Source organism: Synechococcus sp. KORDI-100, assembly GCF_000737535.1.
In the GTDB taxonomy this organism is placed as follows: Bacteria; Cyanobacteriota; Cyanobacteriia; order PCC-6307; family Cyanobiaceae; genus Parasynechococcus.
Map to the genome: position 1 here is coordinate 2,332,555 of NZ_CP006269.1, position 15,619 is coordinate 2,348,173.

The window sequence follows — 15,619 nt, forward strand, 5'->3', positions numbered from 1 at the left end:
AAAGGAAACCTACGAGGCACATCACGCTCCGCCTGCGCCCATGGCCATTTCGAGCACCCGTCCCAACACCCTGCCGGCACTTCGGCGGCTGTTAATCGTCGGCAGCGGTGGCCGTGAGCACGCTCTCAGCTGGGGGCTGCGGCGCTGTCCCTCCGTGGACGCGGTCTGGATTGCACCGGGCAACGGCGGAACCAGTGCCCAGCAGGTTTCGATCGCTGAAACCGATGCTGAACGTCTGGTGGAGCACTGCCGCACCGAAGCGATCGATCTGGTGATCGTGGGTCCGGAAGCCCCCCTGGCAGCCGGTCTGGCCGACTCGCTTCGGGACGCTGGCATCGCCGTCTTCGGCCCGGGTGCTGACGGGGCGCAGCTGGAGGCCAGCAAAGCCTGGGCCAAACAGCTAATGCAGGACGCCGGCATTCCCACCGCCAGACATTGGGCGGTGAGCAGCGAAGCCGACGCCCTGGCAGTGCTTGAGCAGGTGGACAGCCCCTTGGTGGTGAAGGCCGATGGCCTGGCGGCGGGGAAAGGCGTCACCGTGGCGGAGAGCATCGCCGAAACGAAGGCCGCCATTCAGGAGGCCTTTGGTGGACGGTTTGGGGTGGCCGGTACCCAGCTCGTTCTCGAGGAACGACTGCAGGGGCCGGAGGTGTCCGTGTTCGCACTCTGCGACGGAGAGCGGATGGAGCTGCTGCCGCCAGCCCAGGATCACAAGCGACTTGAGGAGGGCGATCGTGGCCCCAACACCGGAGGGATGGGGGCCTACGCGCCCGCACCACTCCTGGATCAGGACGGTCTTGAGCAAGTGCGCCGCATCGTGCTCGAGCCCACTGTTCAGGCACTGCGTGGGCGCGGAATCGACTACCGCGGAGTCATCTATGCCGGGTTGATGCTCACAGACGATGGACCGCAGGTGATCGAATTCAACTGCCGATTCGGCGATCCGGAATGTCAAACCCTGGTGCCACTGCTGGGACCGGAGCTGGCCCTTGTCCTACAGGCCTGTGCTCACGGTCGCTTGGATCTGGCACCAACGCTGACAATCGACAACCACTGCAGTGCCTGCATCGTGGCGGCTGCCAAGGGTTACCCGACCGCCACCCGGACCGGCGATGCCATCAATCTCTCCATCACGACTGACGCCCAGTTGCAGCTGTTCCATGCCGGCACCCGCCGTGATCCATCCGGCGCCCTGGTGAGCTCGGGGGGACGCGTGCTTGCCGTGGTGGCCCAGGGTGCTGACTTCGATCAGGCCTTTACCGCGGCCTATGGCGGTCTCGAACAAGTCCATTTCGATGGAATCCATTACCGTCGCGATATCGGCCATCAGGTACGGACCGACTGATGACCAGCGGCACGCAAGCCACCGCTGACTGGGCCCTCCCTCCACAAGGTGGGCCTCCCGACGATCAGGACGGGGTCTGGCGCCGCATTGTTCTCTGGTGGGAGGAATTCAGCCTCCAGACCAAGCTGCTCGCCATCGCCACCCTGGTGGTGAGCCTGATGATGACCGGCATCACGTTCTTCGCCCTCAACGGCATCCAGCGCGATGCCGTGATGAATGACACCCGATATGCCCGGGACCTGGGCCTGCTGCTGGCAGGGAACGTCACCGAGCTCGTGGCTCAGGAACAGGATCGGGAGCTGGCGGATGTCGCCGAGAAGTTCTGGCGTTCCAGCCGCAGCGTTCGCTACATCTTCTTCGCCGATCCCGATGGGGTCATCTACTTGGGGATACCGATCAGCGCTACACCCGCCGGTGGTGAAGGGGAATTACGTCTCAACCGTCGCCTTGAACTGCCGGATGAGCTGCGCCGTCGCCCCCAAAACCCCCTGGTCCGCCAACACCTGACACCCCAGGGACGGGTGATCGACGTTTTCGTGCCGCTGATTCGCAACGGTCGCTACTACGGAGTTCTGGGATTGGGGGTGAACCCCAACGAAACCGCCCTGGCCAGCGCAGCCCTCACCCGCGAGGTGACGGTGGCCGTATTCATCTCCATCTGGGTGCTGGTGATTCTTGGGGCGGTCTTCAACGCCCTCACCATCACGCGTCCGGTGAAGGAGCTGCTGCGCGGCGTCCGTTCCATCGCCTCCGGCAATTTCCAGGCCCGCATCGCCTTACCTGTCGGCGGGGAACTCGGGGAACTGCTCACCGGATTCAACGCCATGGCCTCTCAGCTGGAGGCCTACGACGAGGCCAACATCGAGGAGCTGACAGCCGCCCAGGTGAAGCAGCAGTCCTTGATCGCCACCATGGCCGATGGGGCCATCCTGCTTGATGCCGAGGGACGCATCGTGTTGGCGAACCCCACGGCCAGACGGCTGTTCCGCTGGGAGGGACGCAATCTCGAGGGCCAGGAGCTGGTGGAGGAGCTCCCCGATCTGCTGGCGATCGAGGTGCATGCTCCCCTGGATGCCCTGCTTCTCAATGGTGCTGACAGCGAGGATCTGCGCTGCAACGTCGGTGAGCCCGCCCGAACCTTGCGCATCGTGATGCAGGCGGTGCGCGATGCCAGCGGTGAATCGCTCAAGGGGATCGCCGTCACCGTTCAGGACCTCACCCGCGAAGTGGAGCTGAACGCAGCCCAGAGTCGATTCATCAGCAACGTCTCCCACGAGCTGCGCACACCGCTGTTCAACATCAAGAGCTACGTCGAGACCCTCTACGACCTCGGCGACCAACTCAGTGACGAGGAGAAGCGGGAATTTCTCGGCGTTGCCAATGCTGAAACCGATCGTCTGACCCGTCTGGTGAACGACGTTCTGGACCTCTCCCGCCTGGAATCAGGACGTGCCGTGCAGTTTGAGCCGATGAGCCTGCGGCCGGCCATGGAGCAGACCCTGCGCACCTACCGCCTCAATGCGGACGAGAAACAGGTGCGCCTCGAACTCGACGTGCACGCCGACCTGCCGGAGGTTCTCGGCAACTGGGATCTGCTGCTTCAGGTTCTGGACAATCTCGTCGGCAACGCCCTGAAATTCAGCCGTGCCGGGGGTGTTCTTGCCTTGCGCGCCTACCCCTGGCCGGACAGCTGTCGGGTGGAGCTGCAGGAGACGACCGCAGCAGACGGACCGACCTGCCAGTTGACTTCACCACTGCCGCGCCTGAGGGTCGAGGTGGCTGACACGGGCTGCGGCATCAATCAAACCGATCAGGAAAGGATTTTCGATCGGTTCTACCGCGTTGAAAATTCGGTGCACACAGAGGTGGGCACGGGCCTTGGCCTTTCGATCGTTCGCGGCATCCTCGAAAAGCACGGCTCCAAAGTGCAGATGGCGAGCGAGCTGGAGGTGGGCACGACCTTCTGGTTTGATCTGCCGCTGCAGCAGGCCGATGCCGATGAACTGCAGCTTCAGTCCGAGCGGCGCTCTCTGGTTGAACAGGAGATCTGAGGAATCAGTCCTCGCTCGACACCCCGCGAGCGATCCTGGACAGCTCGTTGCGTTCATCGGTGGTCACCCGATGGGGCACACCCGAGATGATCCGTTCGAAGTTGGAGAACGAATCCTGAATCTGCGGACCGTTTCCGGTGATCACGAATTCACGGATTCCCTTGTCGTGCCATGAACCGCGCATCTTGAACACGTTCAAGGCCCTGGCCATCTCACCGCGAATCTCCACGTATTGCAGCAGCAGGATCGTGTCGGTGATGGTGGAGATATGGGAATCCGTGATCGAATGACTTCCCATGAATTCCTCAGAGGTGTTCGTGAAGAAACCGGCAATCTCCTCCTGCTTGGCGTAACCGGTCACACCGATCACAAACTGACGGAACGCGTTGTGACTGACACCACGCGCCAGGGCCGACAGCGAATCAATCGCCATACGTGATGGTTTGAACTGACTGATCTCGGTCTTGATGATCTGGAGGTGATCCTCGAGGCCGGTTGACTCGGGATAGGCGCAGATGATCTTGAGCTGGCCGTCCTGCTCCATCTGCTCGAAATCAATCCCCCAGCTGGTGCCGTTGCGCAGCAGTTGAGCTCTGGATTCCTCATAGGCGAACAGGATCGCCCGTTCCTTGTTGCGACAGGCATCCTCAATGAACTTGGACACCAACAAGGTCTTGCCGGTTCCCGTGGCGCCTGTGGCCAGGATGATCGAATCCTTGAAGAAACCACCGCCACACATCTCATCGAGACGGGGGACGCCGGAGCTGACCCGCACATTGGAGGAGCGCTGGGTGAGACGCATCGCTCCCAACGGGAAGATGCTGATGCCGTGGGTCCCCATCGTGAAGGGGAACTCGCCCTTCATATGGGTGGTTCCGCGCAGCTTGAGAATCTCGACCGTGCGACGGCGACGTTCCCCTTCGAGAACATTGCGCAGGATCACAACGTTGTCGGAGACAAATTCCTCAACGCCGTAGCGGGCGATTGGTCCGTATTCATCAATCCGCTCGGTGGTCATCACCGTGGTGACCCCGATCTCCTTGAGGCGGGCAATCAGCCGGAAGATCTCCCGTCGCACGACGAAGACGGCGTCGTACTGCTGAAACACCGCCGTGATCGAATCGATCGCGACCCGTTTGGCTTTGTACTTGCGGATGGCGTAGTTAATCCGCTCGATCAGACCGGAAAGATCAAAACTTCCCGCCACATCCTGTCCATCCGGATCCGGCGAGGCATCCAGAATGAAGAGCTTGTCCTGCTCAACCATGTCCTGCAGGTTCCAGCCGAAGCTGGCGGCATTGCGCAGGATGTCGAGAGGCGACTCCTCGAAGGTGACGAAGATGCCGGGCTCGTCGAATTGCTTGATGCCGTTGTGAAGGAAATGCAGCGAGAACACGGTCTTGCCGGTGCCGGACGTGCCGCTGATCAGCGTGCTGCGTCCAATCGGAAGACCGCCCTGACAGACATCATCAAAGCCCTCGATCCCGGTCGGGAGCTTTTGTACCTGCATCTGAGCAGGGCCACTGGCGGGGGGGAACTGCATGCCTACACGTTCACGATCCGACGCTAGTGAGAACACCGCGACGGGAGCCGTTGATCACCATCTCGCTTAAGAATCCCCGAGAGATGTGTCGTCCTCGTCATCGATTGTGTCGATCAGACTCGAGCTGAGCGCGTTGTCCGCCAGCTCGTCGTAGAGCAGATCGAGACCGATCAGCACGCGTTCACGGTCTGAGAGATCGCCGATGATGCGCCGCACCGGTGGCGGAAGAATTTTGGACAACGTTGGTGTGGCAAGGATTTTGTCCTCTTCTGCCAGCTGCGGATTCTTCAGCACATCGATCACCTTGAGGGCGTACACACCGCGAAACTCGGTTTCAAGGATGTTGCGAAGGGTTTTCAACGCCCGCATCGAGTTGGGCGTGTTCCCTGCCACGTAGAGCTTGAGGATGTAGGTCTTGCGCGGGCTCATAACGACATCTCCGGGGCATCGGGGGGCTCGATCTCCCGGCGGGCGCGACCAGAGGCCGACCCGGACAGAGGGATGTCCGGCGGGATCGAACGCCGATACATCTCACACAGATGGGCCATCACATCGAGAAGCGCAAGGCGGTAATCCTGAAGAAAGTCGTTCTTATGTCCTTCAAGCCTCAGTTGTTTCCAGAACTCATCGATCAGATCAACGTGGATTTCCACGGTGCGTGTGATCGGCAGATCGCTGAAGAACGCCGTGTTCACAAAACTCTCCAGGGCCTGATTGGCAGCAGCGGGATCGCGGAAGTAGCTGATCAGCAGATCCCTGTAGGTGCGATGCAACGACTGGAGCAGCTCCTTGCGTTCATCCGGCAGGAGGCTGCCCAGGAATCGGGATGGATCGCGTTTGTAAAAAACCCCGAGGTAGCCGAGCCGTTCCTGGAGGCGACTGGAGAGCCTCCAGACTTCGCCGGATCCAGCGTCATCCTGACGCCCGTCCGCCCGCCCCTGGCGCAGGAAGCGGGAAATCGAGGCATCAACGTTGTATCCAAGCTGTTCCAGCTGATCGGCCGGCAGATGCAGCTCCTCTGAGTGGTAATCCACATGGCCCTTCACCTCACCCACCACCACGGCTGGAAACAGCAAGCCAGCACTGACAAGCCGCTCACGGGTCTCAGGATCCAGTAGAGGTTGTTCCACGACCACTGCGTCGATGTCCTCCTGGCGGCGCTCGATCAGTTCAACCAGGCCACCCCCCTCGGCAAGGTCGACAACGATCGGCTTGTAGCGATTTCCCGGCAGCCATTGGCAACAAGCCTGGACCAGATCTGGGGTCCTCAGCAGCAACGCAATCGTGAGGGCCGGCCGGGCCATCCTTCGGCGGGGTTCGACTCAATACGTGAATCTTGACGAGGGGGCGCTCGAGGATCGAAGATCTTGGTTTGTCTTTCGATTGCGGCTCAGGCCGAATCGGTTTCATCCGAGCCTGACTGCGTCCCCCACCCATGGCCGACACCAAGCCCTCTGCTGAGGACACCACCGCTGAAAAGGCTGCTGGAGCCGCTCCCAAAGCAGCCGCCAAAGCCAAACCCGCCTCTGGAGACTCCTCAGACGCCTTCGCGATCGTTGAAGCCTCAGGCACCCAGATGTGGCTTCAACCGAACAGGTATTACGACCTCGACAGAATCCATGCCGAGGTTGATGACACCGTCACCCTGGACAATGTCCTGCTGGTGAAAAACAGCAAGGGCACAACCCTCGGCCAGCCATACGTCAAGGACGCGAGTGTGTCACTGAAGGTGATGGCCCACCGTCGTGGCCCGAAGATCATCGTTTACAAGATGCGCCCGAAAAAGAAGACCAGGCGCAAGAATGGTCACCGGCAGGAGCTCACCCGTGTGATGGTGGAGTCCATCAGCGTGGGCGGCAAGCCGATCAGCTGAGACCCCCCAAACCTCTGATTCACCGCCCTCCCATCCCTTCCACCCCATGGCACATAAGAAAGGCACAGGCTCCACACGCAACGGTCGCGATTCCAACTCCAAACGCCTGGGCGTGAAGGCCTATGGCGGTGAAACGGTTTCCGCAGGCTCCATCCTGATTCGTCAGCGCGGTACGTCCGTGCTGCCCGGCGTCAACGTCGGCAAAGGCAAGGACGACACCTTGTTTGCCCTCACCGATGGGGTGGTGAAATTTGAAACCATCCGCCGCGGCCTGCGCAATCGCAAGCGCATCAACATCGCTCAAACCGTCTGACCTGACGCTTCAGACGCCCGAGGCGGTGCGTCCATGACGCCGCGCCCGCGTCAACACAATCAGCAACCCCAGCACATTCAGCCCCAGCACGATGGCGTCGCTGGGGCTTTGTTGTTGAACCAGTTTGAACACCTCATAGGGCAGGGGCAGCGCCATCAAGGCCACCAGCAACCAGTCGCCCCAACGGCGCTCGTTCCAGGCCGCCCAAGCTGCCAGATACACCAGCAACGCGTAAGAACCACTGATCAAGGCAATCGCCCGCAGGGAATCGGGTCCGAGATCCAGCGCTCGTCGAGCCAGGCTGGCCAACAGCATGCGGTCACCAGCCACAAGATCATCAGCCAGCAGAGCCAGCCGCCCCATGTCCTGACTGCTGATCGACGCCGCCACACTCACCAGCAGCAGCAACGTGGCCACCACCACCTTCTTGATCACGATCAAGCGGATGAGAAGGCCCTGCAGTTTCATGTCATCCGATCGGCTGATAGGCGCGCGTGGTGATCAACAAAGGATGGAAGATCTCAAGGAATCGACTCTGCAAGGTCTGGAAGAACTGCTCCACAAGCCCTGGATCATCGAAATGAAAGGGGTACTGCCCATGATCCCCCTTGAAGAAATACCAATTCAGCAAGGCCAGCGAACCTGGTTGCATCCGGCTGTGGAAGTCGAGGAGTTGGGCGGAAGGGTCCGGCAGATGTTCCAGAACATCCAGGCAAACCACCGTGTCGAAGCGAACGGCCGCTGTTTCGGCAAGGTCGCGATGCGTTGAGAGCTTGTGGCTGATTGCCAGGGCCTCCGCCCGCTGTTGCACAAAGGCACGGTTGTGGGGATTCAGGTCCACGAACCAGACATGGTCGACCTTAGGGAGCAAGGCAGCTGACAGGGCATGGGTGCCGATGCCACCGCCGAAATCCAGAACCTGCCCTCGTGCGCACATGCCCTGCAGGCGAAGGGTGTCGGCGATGTAGTCAGCACTGCTCAGGTGCCAGGCGGCCAGCTCAAGCAGATGCCCGGTGCCGACGGTGTCCTCATAAAACGCTGTGGCATCTTCGGCGCGGAAAGCGCCTGGATGCAGATCCGCCAGCTCCTCCGTGCTGCTGGGCAGCCGCTGCTCGACAGCGTCGATCGACAGGTTCAGATAGCTGCCAAGGTGCGCCTTGAGATTCAGGCCATCAGCAAGGAAGGCCGAAACATCCACCTCACGACTGCTGCACAGCTGCGGCATGGCGTTTCAACATCGAGCGCGTCACTGTCGCATCCGGCCGGGTGCAACAGTCGGAGTGGCGAACGACCAGCGGACGTGAACGGCCCCTTCGGCTTTGTGGTGATCGACAAGCCCGCAGGCCTGACCTCCCACGACTGCGTCAGCCGCCTGCGGCGCTGCTACGGGCTGAAACGCGTCGGCCATGGCGGGACCTTGGATCCTGCAGTCACCGGCGTGCTGCCGATCGCACTGGGGCAGGCCACACGGTTGCTGCCTTACCTGCCAGGGGACAAAACCTACCGGGGGGTGATTCAGCTGGGCGTGAGCACCAGAACCGATGACCTTCAAGGTGAGGTTCTACGCAAGCAACACTGGCCTGTGCTTCGCGCCGATGCCATCGACGCTGCGCTAGATCAATTCCGCGGCAGCATTCTTCAGAGGCCCCCACAGGTGTCAGCCGTTCACATCGCCGGCGAACGGGCCTACGCGAGAGCACGAAGGGGAGAGGTGATGGACATCCCAGCCCGTGAAGTCACCATCCATCGGCTCACACCCTTGCGCTGGGAGCAGGACAGCGGGCAATTGGAGCTAGAAGTGCACTGCTCCTCTGGAACGTACATCCGCTCGATCGCAAGAGATCTCGGTGCCCTTTTTGAGTGTGGCGGAAGCCTTGCCTCGCTGCGCCGCATCCAAGCCCTCGGCTTCCACGAAGACCTGGCACAGGCCCTGCCGGAATCGGAGCAGCCTGAACAACGTCCAGAACCCCTATCGCCACTTCTCGCCTTGAGCCACTTGCCACAACGCCAGCTGGACGATGGGGAGCAGATGGACTGGCGATGCGGACGACCAATCTCCATGAAGCCGGGGAGAGGCGATGCCGTCGTTGTGCGCAACCCAAACGGGTCAATCGCGGGGATTGGTCATTGGGACGACGAGCGATTGATACCGAAAGTTGTGTTCGATGCTGTCGGATGAAACCCCTTGCAGTGATCAGCCGTCTGCGAAAGATGGAGACCGTGATTCCCTATCCAATTCAGACCGAGGTGCATGTTCAGGGCAACAGCTTGCTTGCCTAACAGCCGACAAAATTGGAACAACTTCTGACCTTGCTGCCATGGCGGGCCACAGCAAATGGGCCCAGATCAAACGCACCAAGGCGGTGGTCGATGCCAAGCGTGGCGCCGTGTTCACGCGATTGGCCCGCGAAATCACGGTGGCGGCTCGCGGCGGAGCTGATCCGGCCGGCAATTTCCAGCTGCGCACGGCCATCACCAAAGCCAAAGCAGCAGGGGTACCGGCAACCAACATCGAACGGGCCATCGCCAAGGGGTCTGGCCAGGGAGGTGATGGCAGCCAACTCGAGGAGGTGCGTTACGAGGGCTATGGCCCCGGCGGCGTGGCGATCCTTGTGGAAGCACTCACCGACAATCGCAACCGAACCGCAGCAGACCTTCGCCTGGCCTTCAGCAAAAACGGTGGCAACCTCGGCGAGTCGGGCTGCGTCGCCTTTCTGTTTGAACATCGCAGCGAAGTGCTTCTCAGCGCAGACGCCTCCAAGGAGGAGCAATTGCTGGAGTCTTTGCTGGACCTCGACGCCGATGGCTACGAGCTTGTTGACGATGGTTCCACAGCCTTGGTGCATGGCCCCTTCGCGGCCCTGGAAGACCTGCAGGACGGCTTGCGACACCGGGGATGGACGATCCGTGAATGGGGCCACAACTGGCATCCACTCACCTCGATCGACATCGAAGAATCGGACCTCTCCGAGCAATGCCTGAAATTGCTGGAGACACTGGAAGGCCTCGATGACGTTCGCAGCGTCAACGCCAACCTCGGCGAGTTTTCCGGGCCATGATGTCGGCATCTGGCACTCAGTAATGCGCCGAGTTCTTCTGGCCGTGGCTATCGGCGTCTTCGCAGCATCGACAGGCTGTCAGAGCTCGTCGAACGATCCGTCGTCGGGCGCTGCAGTGCCGAAAGAGGGAGAGCCTGTCCTGCGCGTCACACTCGACGTCGAGGAACCGGCCAAGAGCATGGGCGTTCTTCAGACGACGGACAGCAACCATGCCTTCAACGTTGGCTATGGCAAGAACGGCATCGCCTGCGAAGGAAGCACCTTCACCGAAGGCGTCACACCGGTGGGTCGCTTTCGCGTGAATGCCTTACTCAGCGATGACAACTTCGTGATGGATCCGGAGCTGATCAAGACATCCGGTAAAAGCGAGGAGTTTCTGAAGACAACGCTGTTCAGCAACATGAACAGCATCGACTTCAAGGGAGACGGTGAAACCGGTGAGTACGGCATTGGATACGTCAGCCTGGCTCCGATCCCAGAAACGCCTCAGCCGTTCGAATTCAATGAGTACGCCGGAACGTTTCGCTGGTACAGCTTCGCCATTCACGGCACCAACAACGACAGCCGAGTGGGGCAGAAAGTGACCGGAGGCTGCCTCAATGCGAAGGGGGCAGACCTGGAGGTCTTGCTGAAGAATCTTGAGGTTGGAGACGTCGTTGAAATCACGGCCAATGGACCCTGCCAAGAGGGCTGAACAAGGCTTAGCGACTCAGCAGAATTCTTGCCAGACAGCACGGAGATCTTCGGGTTCCAGCGTGAGGAAATGAATTTTGGCCTCGTTCAACGCCGCCTTGAGTCGCCGCTCCTGCCGACAAGGAAGCAGCTCCTCAACGCGCTCGAGGAGTTGCAGATACATCGCCAGAGTGGAGACATTCACGGTAAGGATCAGCTGATGTCCGCAATGTGACGCTGCAGAGCCAGCGACGCATCACCTGGATGGGGGTTCATGATTCCTCCTGATCAGGACGACGGATCATCTTTGCCAGCATTTCCAGACGGGCGTTCTCCGATTCGGAGGCCCGACTGGCCATCCAGTTGCTGGCGGCCTTCTGCTGAGCAATCTGCTGAACCAGAAACAGAGCGGTCTGGCGGAGTTCTTCGATGTCCTGACAGTCGCGGATGAAACGACTCAGGCGTTCCGTCTCGAAGCTCTGTTCGAGGCCTCGTTCGAGGGGATCGATGCTCAGGAGTCTGGTGCGATTGGGATGACGCTAAAGATGCTGAAGTGCCTCTGCGTCCGCCCACAGACAGACCTGGCGATGGTTACCGAGCCAACTCGCCGGCAACCGCTCATCTGGACGCTTCAGCATCAAGAGCGATCGGAGAATCGGCGCCTTCGAGGCACCGGTCACAACGAGGTGAATGTCGTCTGCCATCAGGATTTCATCAAGCCCAAGCGTGATCGCCCGCGTTGGAACCGAGGCTGAATCACCCCCGAACATGCCAGCGTTCTGCTCCCGTGTGGAGCTGGACAACGTCACAACGCGGCAACCGGTTCGAGGTCCGCAGGGTGGTTCGTTGAACCCCACATGACCGTTGCTCCCCAAACCCAGCAACTGCAGACCGATCCCGCCGGCAGCCTGCAGGGACGCGCTGTAGCGCTCTGCCTCCGTCTCAGCATCCTCCGCCTGGCCATCGGGCAACTGCAGCGCTGTCGTTGGGAGCCCCAACGGACCACCCAGATGCAGCTCCATGAAACAGCGATAACTGCGCGGGTCAGCGGCGGGGAGCCCCAGGTATTCATCCAGATTGAAGCTGCACCATCTGGCTCTAAGGGCGGCCAGATCGATCGGATCCCAGGCGCAGAGCCGTTCAGCAAGAGTGGCGTAGAGGGGTTCCATCGTCCGGCCGGTGGCCAGCCCCAGGGGCTTGCATCGGGCATCCGGCATCAGTCGCTGGCGGAGCTGGTCCTCCAGATGGGCCGACAGAGCCTCGATTAGGGCAGCTTTCGTCGACCGCTGTTCCAGCCGGTGGGGGAAACCCTGCACGTGCCCTGCCGGCTCAACCTCTCCAGAGTGGCTTGATCTGCGGCTGCTGCGCCATGGACGGATCGTGATGGGTCCGGAACGGGACAATCTCAGCACCCCGGTAGTAGTGCTGAAGAATCGTGCGGAAATCGGCTCCCTGCTCTGCCAGACCGTGGGCACCCCACTGACTCATCCCGACGCCATGGCCATAGCCCTGGCCACGAACGAGAAGCTGCTGCCCCGCGGCGGGTTGGCCCTGGATCCTCATCGGCAGCAGCGATGGGGGTGATGAACGCAGGACGGGGGTGACCGCAGCTCCTGATGAAGCCACAGATGCGGTGATCCGATCAATCCGGGAGCCTCCGGATCCTGACGCCGCTGCTGGTGCCGCGATGGCAGGAAGAGGCTGCAGCCCTGGCCGGTCCAGGGCACTCACCATCTCGAAGTCCACCAGGGTGCTCTTGAGACCGAGCCGGCGTCTCAGTTCCGAGCCCGTCAGCAGAAGCACTCCCCGTGGGCCGCGGATGCGCGCCTGACGAACCCTGCCGCTGCCGCTGCGACTCAGCACGTCAACGGAATCCAGGCCACCGGTCTCAGGCAGGCGTTGGCGGAGGCTGACGGCATCGAATCGCTCCTGCCAGCGATGCACTGGACTGTGCTGATCGTGATCGGGAACACTCACCAGATAGGGCAGCTTTTGGCGCCACACCATGCCGCTCTCCTCTGTGGCCCCTCCGGAACTGCTGTGAAACACCGCATCGATCAGCTGTCCTCGGTGCACCAACACCAGGGAGCGGGTGCTGCGCACCGCTTCCCGAGTGCTGTCGGTCTCAGATTCCACGCCGCGGTACACCTGACTGGCCACCGTGGCTTTGACGTCCCAGCCCTTCCCGCCACCACGCTGCTTGAGGGCATAGGTTCGCGCCGCCACAGCCTGCGCCTGCAGAGCTGCCAACGGCCACTGATGGGGCATTTCGCTGCCGACGACACTGGCGAGATAGGTCTCGATCCCCAGCTGATTCACGACCTGCAGCTGACCAGCGTGTGACTGAATCAGCAAGGTCCCCCGGTAGCGGCGTTGTCCGAGCCAGATGCCACGCGGGTCATCGTTCTCCACGCGCACGACGACACCGGGCGCCAGCTGGCGCTGATCCAGCTCCAGACGCAGCAACCTCTGCTCTGAACCGCTGAGGCCCCGGACCCGCATCGGCTCGTTGCCATCCGCCCGCAGGATCAAACGGGGACCCTGCTTGAGCAACACCCGCATCTGCGGTTCCCTCGCGGCGGGCACAGCCACCCCCGGCAACATCACCACGGCAGCAAGACCCGTCAGGGCAGCAGCTCCGAAGCAGGGAACAGAACGCACGGCCTTGGACTCGACAACCCAGTGTGACGTGATCGCCACGGGTCAGCTAGGTGTCAGCATGAGCATTGAGGGTCAGCGGCCTTGCAGGTCACGTTTCTCGGCACCAGCTCCGGCGTCCCCACTCGGGCCCGCAACGTCTCTGCGGTTGCACTGCGACTTCCGCAGCGGGCGGAGATGTGGCTGTTCGACTGCGGCGAAGGTACCCAGCACCAGTTTCTGCGCAGTGATCTGCGGCTCTCACAGTTGCGCCGGATCTTCATCACACACATGCACGGGGACCATGTTTTCGGCCTTCCAGGCCTGCTGGCCAGCCTGGGACTCTCCGGCAACAGCAACGAGGGAATCGATCTTTACGGACCGGATCCCCTGGAGGGATTCCTCAGCGGGGCCCTGCGCAACAGCTCCACCCGCATCGGTTACCCCCTGACAGTCCATCGCAGCCGACCAGCCGCCGAGACGGGAACCGTCCTGTACGAAGACGATGAACTTCTCGTTCGCTGCACTCCACTGACCCATCGCGTCCCGGCCTACGCCTACCGGGTGGAACAGAAGCCCCTGGCCGGACGATTTGACGTGGACAGAGCCAAACAACTCGGCATTGCACCAGGGCCGATCTACGCCCAGCTGAAACGCGGCGAATCGGTGAAGCTCGAAGACGGCCGCGTGATCGATGGACGCAGTCTTTGCGGACCGGATCGGGACGGTGTGAGCGTCGTTTACTGCACCGACACGGTGTTCAGCGAAGCGGCGGTCAATCTGGCCTTGGGAGCGGATCTGCTGATCCATGAAGCCACCTTCGCCCATGAGGAAGCTGAGATGGCCTTACAGAAGCAGCACTCGACCAGCACGATGGCAGCGCAGACCGCTGCGGAAGCCGGTGTCGGGCAACTGGCGCTCACCCACCTCAGTCCCCGCTACGCCCCAGGCAATGCCGTGACCGCTGACGACCTGCTGGCAGAAGCTCGGGCGATCTTTCCCAACACGGTTCTGGCCCGCGACTTCATGCAACTGGACGTGACAGCCCGCTGCAACAGTTCGTGATCCCGACGCGGAGGGCCACTCCCCCGTGATACAAGAGCCTGGTGCTGTGCACCCGTCAGATCCCGGCATCCTTTATGGACTCCTTCCTTTCCCTTCTGCGACGGTCCCTGATGGGGCTGATGATCCTGGGGCCGTTGACCATCGGCCTGGTGCTCGCCAGCCCTGCGGATGCCGCGCGCTGGGATGCGGAGACCCTCACGGTCCCCAACAATCCGGACGGTGTGCAGGTCACCTTCTCTGAGCAGGAAATCAACACCGGCCGCAAGGTGTTCAACACCAGCTGCGGCACCTGTCATGCCGGAGGGATCACCAAAACAAACCACAACGTCGGACTGGATCCCGAGACTCTCGCCCTGGCGACACCACCGCGGGACAACGTCGACGCACTGGTGGATTACATGAAGGATCCAACCTCGTACGACGGTGAATACAGCATTTCGGAACTGCATCCCAGCATCCGCAGCGCCGAGCTCTATCCCGCCATGCGGGACCTCACCGATGAAGATCTCCGCCTGATGGCTGGATACATTCTGGTGGCCCCCAAGGTTCAGGGCACGGCCTGGGGTGGCGGCAAGATCTACTTCTGATCTCCGGCGGCCGGCAAAACCTCGCCGGTCTGTGATGGAGGCATGCCGTTGACAGCCTCCATCGAACGGGGATGTTTGCTGTACCACCACTCCTGAAACTCCCTGCTGAATTGCTGGGAGAACAGTGTCAACACAGTTGATGTTGGCCTCGAACCAGGTTGAAGAAGTTCCACCGCGTAAGAGGGGGATCGACGGGCCGCCAGATCGGGCACAAACCGTCGACCCACCCGCCGCCAGCTCGGCTCTTTGCTGCGCCATGCCAGCCTGCAACAGGGCCAGGGCAATTCCTCACGATCGAACAGGCGACAGCAGGGTCCCAGGACCCTGAAGCTGTATTGGCCCCCAGGGCTGGTATGGATGCTGCCGGCGGCCAGCAGAGCATCAACGACAGGACGGCTCACGGCTGGCGAAGGTGAACGTGACTATGGAAGACGGGCAGCCAACAAAAAACCACCCCGAAGGGTGGTGCTGGCG

The 15,619-nt window shown here is 61.5% G+C and carries 19 protein-coding genes; 9 read left to right on the top strand and 10 right to left on the bottom strand.

Translation table 11 applies throughout. The features are described from left to right. Positions 1–40: 40 nt before the first annotated feature. Positions 41–1,345, top strand: a complete 1,305-nt coding sequence (gene purD / locus KR100_RS12045) for a phosphoribosylamine--glycine ligase (protein ID WP_038546333.1) — start codon at positions 41–43, stop codon at positions 1,343–1,345. Continuing rightward, complete coding sequence (locus KR100_RS12050) at positions 1,345–3,396, top strand: ATP-binding protein (RefSeq protein WP_038546337.1); 2,052 nt, start codon at positions 1,345–1,347, stop codon at positions 3,394–3,396. The genes purD and KR100_RS12050 overlap by 1 nt, the downstream gene beginning before the upstream one ends. A 4-nt stretch (positions 3,397–3,400) precedes the next feature. Here KR100_RS12050 and kaiC read toward each other — a convergent pair whose 3' ends face one another. The 3 genes from kaiC to KR100_RS12065 form a co-directional block, all read right to left on the bottom strand. Continuing rightward, a complete protein-coding gene (kaiC, locus tag KR100_RS12055) occupies positions 3,401–4,939 on the bottom strand; it encodes a circadian clock protein KaiC (RefSeq protein WP_038546340.1) in 1,539 nt (512 codons plus the stop codon). Between the two features lie 66 nt (positions 4,940–5,005). Continuing rightward, complete coding sequence (gene kaiB / locus KR100_RS12060; RefSeq protein ID WP_038546343.1) at positions 5,006–5,368, bottom strand: circadian clock protein KaiB; 363 nt, start codon at positions 5,366–5,368, stop codon at positions 5,006–5,008. Then, positions 5,365–6,243, bottom strand: a complete 879-nt coding sequence (locus KR100_RS12065; protein WP_038546347.1) for a circadian clock protein KaiA — start codon at positions 6,241–6,243, stop codon at positions 5,365–5,367. The genes kaiB and KR100_RS12065 overlap by 4 nt, the downstream gene beginning before the upstream one ends. 131 nt (positions 6,244–6,374) lie before the next feature. Here KR100_RS12065 and rplU point away from each other — a divergent pair, with 131 nt between their 5' ends. Together rplU and rpmA are read left to right on the top strand one after the other, a co-directional pair. Next, positions 6,375–6,812, top strand: a complete 438-nt coding sequence (rplU, locus tag KR100_RS12070) for a 50S ribosomal protein L21 (RefSeq protein WP_038546350.1) — start codon at positions 6,375–6,377, stop codon at positions 6,810–6,812. Positions 6,813–6,858: 46 nt separating this feature from the next. After that, a complete protein-coding gene (gene rpmA, locus KR100_RS12075) occupies positions 6,859–7,125 on the top strand; it encodes a 50S ribosomal protein L27 (RefSeq protein WP_038546353.1) in 267 nt (88 codons plus the stop codon). A 9-nt stretch (positions 7,126–7,134) separates the two neighbouring features. Here the strand turns inward: rpmA and KR100_RS12080 are convergent, their stop codons facing one another. Further along, a complete protein-coding gene (locus tag KR100_RS12080; protein WP_038546357.1) occupies positions 7,135–7,593 on the bottom strand; it encodes a DUF2127 domain-containing protein in 459 nt (152 codons plus the stop codon). A gap of 1 nt (position 7,594) precedes the next feature. Further along, positions 7,595–8,350, bottom strand: a complete 756-nt coding sequence (locus tag KR100_RS12085; RefSeq protein ID WP_038546359.1) for a bifunctional 2-polyprenyl-6-hydroxyphenol methylase/3-demethylubiquinol 3-O-methyltransferase UbiG — start codon at positions 8,348–8,350, stop codon at positions 7,595–7,597. Between the two features lie 75 nt (positions 8,351–8,425). Between KR100_RS12085 and truB the strand changes: the two genes are divergently transcribed. From truB to KR100_RS12100, 3 genes are all read left to right on the top strand, one after another. Beyond that, positions 8,426–9,304: a tRNA pseudouridine(55) synthase TruB gene (gene truB / locus KR100_RS12090; protein WP_038546362.1), complete on the top strand. Its 879-nt coding sequence runs from the start codon at positions 8,426–8,428 to the stop codon at positions 9,302–9,304. Positions 9,305–9,443: 139 nt separating this feature from the next. Then, complete coding sequence (locus KR100_RS12095; RefSeq protein WP_038546365.1) at positions 9,444–10,184, top strand: YebC/PmpR family DNA-binding transcriptional regulator; 741 nt, start codon at positions 9,444–9,446, stop codon at positions 10,182–10,184. Between the two features lie 22 nt (positions 10,185–10,206). After that, positions 10,207–10,878, top strand: a complete 672-nt coding sequence (locus tag KR100_RS12100; RefSeq protein WP_038546368.1) for a L,D-transpeptidase — start codon at positions 10,207–10,209, stop codon at positions 10,876–10,878. 15 nt (positions 10,879–10,893) lie between these two features. Here KR100_RS12100 and KR100_RS16150 read toward each other — a convergent pair whose 3' ends face one another. From KR100_RS16150 to KR100_RS12115, 4 genes are all read right to left on the bottom strand, one after another. Beyond that, positions 10,894–11,061 (bottom strand): hypothetical protein, encoded by a 168-nt coding sequence (locus KR100_RS16150; RefSeq protein WP_156098096.1) that lies wholly within the window; start codon positions 11,059–11,061, stop codon positions 10,894–10,896. Between the two features lie 67 nt (positions 11,062–11,128). After that, positions 11,129–11,371, bottom strand: a complete 243-nt coding sequence (locus KR100_RS16820) for a hypothetical protein (RefSeq protein WP_038546371.1) — start codon at positions 11,369–11,371, stop codon at positions 11,129–11,131. A gap of 24 nt (positions 11,372–11,395) precedes the next feature. Further along, the gene (locus KR100_RS12110) at positions 11,396–12,172 is read right to left on the bottom strand and encodes a glucosamine-6-phosphate deaminase (protein ID WP_038546373.1); all 777 of its coding nucleotides are present in this window, start codon (positions 12,170–12,172) and stop codon (positions 11,396–11,398) included. Between the two features lie 13 nt (positions 12,173–12,185). Continuing rightward, positions 12,186–13,460: a SpoIID/LytB domain-containing protein gene (locus KR100_RS12115; protein WP_051847679.1), complete on the bottom strand. Its 1,275-nt coding sequence runs from the start codon at positions 13,458–13,460 to the stop codon at positions 12,186–12,188. Between the two features lie 138 nt (positions 13,461–13,598). On the opposite strand from KR100_RS12115, the gene rnz reads away from it, so the two are divergent. Beyond that, the gene (gene rnz, locus KR100_RS12120) at positions 13,599–14,558 is read left to right on the top strand and encodes a ribonuclease Z (RefSeq protein WP_038546375.1); all 960 of its coding nucleotides are present in this window, start codon (positions 13,599–13,601) and stop codon (positions 14,556–14,558) included. A 74-nt stretch (positions 14,559–14,632) separates the two neighbouring features. Beyond that, positions 14,633–15,145, top strand: a complete 513-nt coding sequence (gene psbV, locus KR100_RS12125; RefSeq protein WP_038546377.1) for a photosystem II cytochrome c-550 — start codon at positions 14,633–14,635, stop codon at positions 15,143–15,145. Here psbV and KR100_RS12130 read toward each other — a convergent pair. Then, positions 15,136–15,546 carry a hypothetical protein gene (locus KR100_RS12130; protein WP_051847535.1) on the bottom strand — a complete coding sequence of 137 codons (411 nt, stop codon included), beginning with the start codon at positions 15,544–15,546 and terminating at the stop codon, positions 15,136–15,138. The two genes, psbV and KR100_RS12130, sit on opposite strands and share 10 nt — an antisense overlap. Positions 15,547–15,619: the final 73 nt, after the last annotated feature.